Annotated in this window: 5 protein-coding genes; 4 read left to right on the top strand and 1 reads right to left on the bottom strand. The window is 65.4% G+C overall.

Annotation, left to right across the window (positions count from 1 at the left end; all coding sequences use genetic code 11):
* The 4 genes from ABGB08_RS19900 to ABGB08_RS19885 form a co-directional block, all read left to right on the top strand.
* The coding region (locus tag ABGB08_RS19900; protein ID WP_347592337.1) for an SDR family oxidoreductase at nucleotides 1-2,622 on the top strand (2,622 nt) is incomplete at its 5' end.
* Nucleotides 2,610-3,896 (top strand): MFS transporter, encoded by a 1,287-nt coding sequence (locus ABGB08_RS19895; RefSeq protein ID WP_347592335.1) that lies wholly within the window; start codon nucleotides 2,610-2,612, stop codon nucleotides 3,894-3,896. The genes ABGB08_RS19900 and ABGB08_RS19895, both read left to right, overlap by 13 nt.
* Nucleotides 3,896-4,942, top strand: a complete 1,047-nt coding sequence (locus tag ABGB08_RS19890) for a class I SAM-dependent methyltransferase (RefSeq protein ID WP_347592333.1) — start codon at nucleotides 3,896-3,898, stop codon at nucleotides 4,940-4,942. Before ABGB08_RS19895 ends, ABGB08_RS19890 begins: the two co-directional genes overlap by 1 nt.
* A 13-nt stretch (nucleotides 4,943-4,955) precedes the next feature.
* Entirely contained in the window at nucleotides 4,956-6,038 is a 1,083-nt protein-coding gene (locus tag ABGB08_RS19885; RefSeq protein ID WP_347592331.1) for a hypothetical protein, read from the top strand.
* On the opposite strand, the gene ABGB08_RS19880 is transcribed toward ABGB08_RS19885, so the two are convergent.
* A complete protein-coding gene (locus tag ABGB08_RS19880) occupies nucleotides 6,039-6,842 on the bottom strand; it encodes a DUF1206 domain-containing protein (RefSeq protein WP_347592329.1) in 804 nt (267 codons plus the stop codon).
* Nucleotides 6,843-7,100 lie beyond the last annotated feature (258 nt).

The following is a 7,100-nucleotide window of genomic DNA, read 5'->3' as shown; positions in this document are numbered from 1 at the left end:
CACCCACCCGACCGAATCACCCAACTCCTCACCACCGCCCACGCCATCGCGGTGATCGCCGACACCCCGCCCGCCACATTCACCGGCGCCTGGCTCCCCCGAACCCTCCTCCACGACGACCCCATCCCCTCCTGCCGCGAAGAACCCCCCATCCCACCCGACCACGGAGATCTCGCCTACGTCGTCTTCACCTCCGGCTCAACCGGCCACCCCAAGGGCGTGATGGTCGGCCACGAAACCCTCTCCCACCTGACGAGATCCTTCCGCGAAGCCCACGGATTCGGCCCCGGCCACCGCATCCTCATGCTCCCGCCCCTGACCTTCGACGCCTCCGCCGGCGACCTCTTCCCCGCCCTCACCTCTGGCGCGGCCCTGGTCCTCCACCCCGAACCCGCCCGAATCGACGCCCACGAACTCATCACCTTCTGCACCCGCCACAACGTCACCGCCGTCGACACCGCCGCCTCCCTCTGGCGCCAATGGACCAACGACCTAACCCACGTCCCCCCAACCTGGCCGGTCAAAATCATGATGATCGGCGGCGAATCCACCCCCACCCAAACCGCCCACAACTGGCACCAAACCACCAATGCCCAAACCACCCTCTACAACCACTACGGCCCCACCGAAGCCACCGTCTGCGCCACCGTCCACACCATCCCCGCGCACCCGTCCGCTTCGGACAGTTCAAACACCGATTCGAAGGGTTCGGACGGCGGAGAAAATGCGGACGTTACGGGCAACTTGGGTGTATCCGGCGGCGTTGGTGGGTTGGTGAATCTTCCGATTGGTCGGGAGTTGCCGCATGTTCGTGCTTATATTCTCGATCGTCATGGCGGGCCTGCTCCCATTGGGGTCTATGGTGAACTTCATTTGGCGGGTAACTGTCTTGCGTTTGGATATATCGGCCAAGCCGGGCAAACTGCTGATCGGTTTGTTCCTGACCCTTATACCGGCACTCCTGGTGCGCGGATGTATCGCACCGGCGATCTGGCGCGCCGTCATGCCGATGGGACCATCGAATTCGCTGGTCGGTATGACCGGCAGTTGAAGATTCGTGGGCACCGCATAGAGCCTGCCGAAATCGAAGCCGTTCTAAGCGCTCACGTCAGCATCACCGATGTTGCGGTTGTGGCCGTTGACAATCGGCTTGTTGCCTACGTGACGGTCAAGCCTGAAGATGGGGAGTTGGCGGGGAATCCTGGGGTTGTGCTGCGGCGGGTTCTGCGGGAGCGGTTGCCGGATTATCTGGTGCCCGATGCGTTTGTGGTTGTGGCGGAGATCCCTCGGAGTAGTCACGGGAAGGTGGAGTTGGGGGCGCTTCCTGAGGTGGGCGGTTTGTATGAGGAGCCGCAAGGGGTTGTCGAAGAAGTGCTGGCGGATATTTGGCTGAAGGTTATCGGGGCAGGGGAGGCGGTGGGGCGGCGCTCTAATTTTTTTGAGGTTGGGGGGAGTTCGTTGTCGGCGGGGCGGGTTCTGGCGGAAGTGGAGGGGCGGCTTGGGGTTCGGGTTCCACTTTCTGTGTTGTTTGAGAGTGGAGATCTGGCGGAGCTTGCTGCTTTTGTGGGGGAGCCGGTGGTGGATGCGGTCGACCTTGCGGGGGAGGCGGTTCTACCGGCGGATATTCGGGTGGTGGAGAAGCCTTGGACGGTTTTGCTTACGGGCGCGACCGGGTTTCTCGGGGCGCAGGTTTTGCGTCGGCTGGTCGCGGGTGGGGCCCGGGTCGTCTGTCTGGTACGGGAGGGGTCGGCCACGCCTGAGGGCGGGGACGTGCTCGTGGGGGATCTTGGGTTGCCGATGTTCGGGCTGGGGGCTGAGCGGTTCGCGGAACTGGCGGCTGAGGTCGATGTTATTTGTCACAACGGCGGGATCATTAATTTTGCCGAAAGCTATGCGGCGCTCAAGGCGGTCAATGTTGGGGGGACCGTTGAGGTGCTTCGGCTGGCCGCTCTCGGTGGCGGTATCCCGGTTCATTATGTTTCGACACTGGGCGTGCATTTGGGGGATGCATATCGTGGGATTCGGGTTACCGAGCTGGACGCGCCCGCTGATCCTTCGGGGTTGGACGGGGGCTATAACCAGAGTAAGTGGGTCGCGGATCGGCTGGTGACGGCGGCGCGAGAGCGCGGGATTCCCGTCTCGGTGCATCGGCCGGCGCGGATCGGGGGCGACAGCCGTACCGGAAAGGGGAATGATGGGGATTTCTTCAGTCGGCTGATCAGCACCTGTGCTCGGGTGAAGATGGTGCCCGATCTTCCGTATTCTGAGGATGTCGCGCCGGTGGATTATGTCGCGGACGGGATCGCTTACCTGCTGGCCCAGCCCGCTGGCGAGGATTATCACTATTTTAATTCCGCGACCATTGGCTATGGGGAGATGGCCGAAGCCATGGGAGCGCGATTGGTGTCGTGGCGAGAGTGGCGGGACGTCGTTGTCGGGCGGTTGGCGGACCTGCCCATCGCGCCGTTCGCGACCGTGCTTTCGGAGGAGACGCCGACGTTTTCGCGGCCGGTGTTCGACTGCTCGCGAACCGAGCGGGTCCTGGCCGAGGCGGGAATTGTCTGCCCACCCGCCGACCGGGGGCTCATTCGTGCCTACCTGGAGGCGATGTGTCTGATCTGATTAGGTTCGCGATCGTCTGGTTCTCATCGCTTTTATCGGGTGTCGGATCGAGCCTCACCGGATTCGTCCTGGGCGTGTGGGTCTACCAGACGACGAATTCGACCACACTCTTCGCGCTCGTGATGCTGTCGGGGTTGATCCCGGCGATCCTGGTCGGCCCGTTCGCGGGCGTGATCGTCGATCGATTCGATCGCCGCCGGGTGCTCATCGTGAGCGACTGCTGCACGGCGGTCAGCACCGGAATCCAAGCCCTACTGCTCTACACCGGCAACCTTCAGGTCTGGCATATCTGCGTCGGATCCATCGTCGGCGCGATCTGCGGAACCGTACACATGACGACTTATCAGGCCATGACGCCGCTGCTCATTCCGGAGCGGCACCTGGCCAGGGCCAACGGATTCATGCAGATCACCGTGGCCGCGCAGATCGCGGCGCCGCTGGCGGCGGGTGCGTTGCTGGGGGCGATCGGGATGGCGGGCGTCCTCGTCCTCGATCTGGTCACGTTCGCGATTGCTGTCGGCACGCTCCTGGTGCTGCGCCTGCCCGCCGCCGTCCTGCGCCCCCCTGGCGGCGGATCCGCCAACGCACCCCTCTCCGATCTCCTGTACGGCTGGCGCTACCTCACCCAACGACGCGACCTGCTGGCCATCGTGCTGGCGTTCACCGGATTCAACTTCACGTTCGCGATCGCGGGCGTGCTGATCCAGCCGCTCATCCTGTCGTTCGGATCCCCGGCCGTCCTCGGCGCGCTCATGTTCGCGGGCGGAGCGGGGGTCTTCATCGGCGGCCTGGTCATGGGTGTGTGGGGCGGCCCGAAACGGCGGATCCGGGGCATGGGCCTGTTCATGCTGCTCGGCAGCGGGTTCCTCGTGCTGCACACGATCCGGCCGTCGCCGCTGCTGGTCGGCGTCGCGGCGGCGTGTTTCCTGTTCACGCTGCCGGTCGTGCACGGGACGGGCAACGCCGTGTTGCAGAGCAAGGTCGAACCCGACGCACTCGGCCGGGTCATGGGCACCGCGCACACCATCGGCGGCGCCGCGACACCGTTCGCGTACCTGCTCGCGGGACCTCTCGCCGAATACGTCATGGAACCCCTGCTCAGCCCCGGAGGGGGATTGTCCGGAAATATCGGGACGTTGATCGGCACGGGTCCCGGCCGGGGGATCGCCTTCCTGATCCTTCTCGACGCCGTCATCCTGGCCGCCGTCGCGATGGCCGTGCTCACCGTGCCACGCCTTCGCCGGGTGGAGACGTTGGCTCCGGCGGTCGCCTGATGCCACTCGATCTTCCTCCGGACGAGGCCGCACGATTTCACACCTCCGGCGAAGCGCCCGCCGCCATGCTCGATCTGATGGGCACGATGGCGACCCAGGCGGTGGTGGCCGGACTTAGGCTCGGCGCTTTTGAGCTTCTGGCCACGAAGCCGCACAAAGCGGAGGAGATAGCCGTTTCCCTCAGCGCCGACCAAGACGGCCTGGAGTTGCTCCTGGCCTTCCTGACCTCATCGGGATACCTGACATGCGACGCCGAAGACCGATATTTCGTCCTTCCAACGACGAAGGCCTGGCTTGGGAATGGATACGGCACCGCGCTCCGGCTCTGGTCCGCGATGGTCGCGGAATTCTGGACGGACCTGGCGAAACCGATCAGCGGTGGGCCGCGGCCGGACTTCTACACGTGGCTCGGCAGCCGTCCGATCGAATTGGGTTTATTCCAGTCGCTCCAGCGCGGCCTGGCCGAGTGGCTGGCCCCGGAAGTCCTCGATCGTGCTGTCCTGCCCGAGGGCGCGCGCATGCTTCTCGACATCGGCGGCGGCCACGGCTGGTACGCCACCGCCTTCTGCGACCGTTATCCCGGCCTGAAGGCAACCGTCGCCGATCTTCCATCGGCCCTCGATGGGATCACGAACACTGACCAAGATCGGCCCGCGGGAATCGCCACGCACCCGATTGACCTGAGGAAACCTGATTTCTCCGGTCTGGACCCCGACGTGATTCTGCTGTTCAACGTGCTCCACGGTTTCCCCCGCGACCAAGCCGAAGCAATCGTGCACGCGGCCGTGCGACGACTTCAGTCCGGCGGAGTCGTACATATCCTGGAAACCACCAGTCAGCCACGCGGCGGAGTCGCGGAAGCGGCGTTCACGGACGGGTTCGCGCTCAATCTGTGGCTCACGCAGGGCGGACGGCTCTACTCGGCGGAAGAATTGTCCGGCTGGTTGGTGAAGGCCGGATGCGCGGAGGTTCGCGGCAGCGAACTGGAACGGTCGGCAAGCCATACTTTGCTCAGCGCGGGCCCTGTTCCGCCTGTTCTGCGGTAGATACCGTGTGATCGTGACCGACTGGCGCGCGATCGCTCATGAACATTATCCGGATTGGGGCGAAGACGACGCCGCCATCGCCGCCGATGAGATCGCCCGGCTGGACGCCCTCGGAGTCCGCCACAGCCCGGCCGCCGACTGGGACCGTGGACCTTACCAGCCCCTTGAGGCCTATGGCATCGAGCTACCCGTGCTCGTACTGGTCGCATCCGACCCGCAGGAACTGCCTCCGGACCGGGAGTGGCTGGCCGCGCAGACCTTTTCCGACGGGATCTCCTGCTTCCACAACACCGACATTCTCACCGTCCTGCGACCTCGGTCGCCGGACGGGCTGGCCCGCTTGGCGGCGGCGTATTACGGGTCCAACATCGCGTACGCGGATCTGGATCAGACGGTCGGCTACCGGGATCGGCTTCGCGAGTTTCTCGGGGCCGAATGCGCGCTCAGCTACCGCTGGTGGAGCGAGGCGCGCTTCTCGGTCGACCTCGACAGCCTCGCCGCGCTCACCGACGAGCAGGTCACCCTCCCCGAGGCCGACCACGTGCAACTGGTCGTCATCGCCGCCAACTCCGAGATCCACGAACCGGACGAGCCCGGCGAAGTCGCCCCCGTGAGCTTCGAATTCGGGCCGTTCGTCACCGTCGCCGAATACCAGCGGCAGGCGGCCGAACGGGAAGAGCCGGAGTTCCGGCCGGCGGCCGAGCTCGGGCTGACCCTCCCCGCGCTGGTCCTCGGGACGTACGGCGACCTCGACGATTCGGTCAGCCCCGACTACACCTGGCACGCCCTCGACCATGATCGCGAGCGTTTCGTCACGGTTCTGGAGCCGTTGCCCGCCGTGGCCGACGGAGTGGCCACGCTCGCGGCCGAGTTCACCGGCCGCGTGCCGGACGCCGACGTGATCCCGTTCGACGTCGTCCTCGCCTATCGTGCCCGCCTGAAGGACCTGCTCGGCGCCGACTGCGTGCAGAGCTTCCGCGAGCTCTCGCCGGGTGTGTGCCCGATCGACATCGATTTCCTGGAGACGCTCACGGGCAAGCCGCTCACCGCGTACACGGATGATCCCGGCTCTTGGGAGATCATGCTCCTGGTCTGATCACGTCCGATGCCAGCGCGCCTCCGCGAAGCAGTACACGGCGAACAGCACGACGCCGCTCGCGACGACGGCGAGCAGCCACGGACCCACCGGGGTCTCGGCCAGCGCCTTGAGCGCGCCGTCGATACCCACCGCTTTTCCGGGATCGTACGTGAGAGCGGCCTGGCAGATGAGGCCTCCGGCCGCCACAGCGATCGCCCCACGGGCGACATATCCGGCCTTGCCGAGCTTCACCACGGTCGCCCGGGCTCGGGGCGCGGTGACGGTCATGTGCCGCATGAATCGTTCGGTCAAACCCTCGCGGATCGAGTACACACCGAGCGCCACCACCCCCAGGCCGAGCAGCACGACGAGCAGCTGACCGGCGGGCAGCTCGAACAGCAGTCGTGTCACGTCCTGGGACTGCTCGTCGGTCGAGCTCGCGTCCTTCCCGGACAGGAGCAGACCCAGCAGCGAGACCACGAGGGCGACGTAGACGACCACCCGACCGGCTGCCTCGACGCGGTCCAGCGACTCGTGTGACCCGAAGATCATTTCGCCGATCTGCCAGAGGGCCAGGCCTGCCAGCCCGAACGCCATGATCCACAGAAGTAACCCGCCCAGCGGTCGGCTCGCCACGAGGTGGATGGCGCCGCTTTTGTCGGCTTCCGCGCTGACCCCGTTGCCGAGGCCGATCTGTAGCGCGACCAGGCCGATAAGCCCGTAGAGCACGCCTCTGGCGGCGAAACCGATCTTCGCCGCCCGCTCGAGGACCGGGTGTTCCGCCACCCTTCTGGCGATCCGCGTGGGGCTCGTGCTGACCATGGCTCCTCCTCGGGCCGAGGCTGTCCCTCCCCACTGCTCCCCCCGATCCATTCCAAACCAAAGGTAAAGTTTGTCAGGTTTTCCTGTGGTTTGAGCATTGATGGGATTAATGTCCGGTTACTCATCCGTGACCAAACCCCCAGGAGATCCCCCATTTCCAGCATCGCGGACAAGCTGCTTGACGCGGCCCGGCAGGAGTTGGGTTACCGCGTTGAGCACGGTCAGAAGAGCAAGTACGGCGCCTGGTACGCGGAAGGC

This window comes from Acrocarpospora sp. B8E8, assembly GCF_039871605.1.
Taxonomy (GTDB): Bacteria; Actinomycetota; Actinomycetes; order Streptosporangiales; family Streptosporangiaceae; genus Acrocarpospora; species Acrocarpospora macrocephala.
This window is presented reverse-complemented; position numbering and strand designations above follow the sequence as displayed.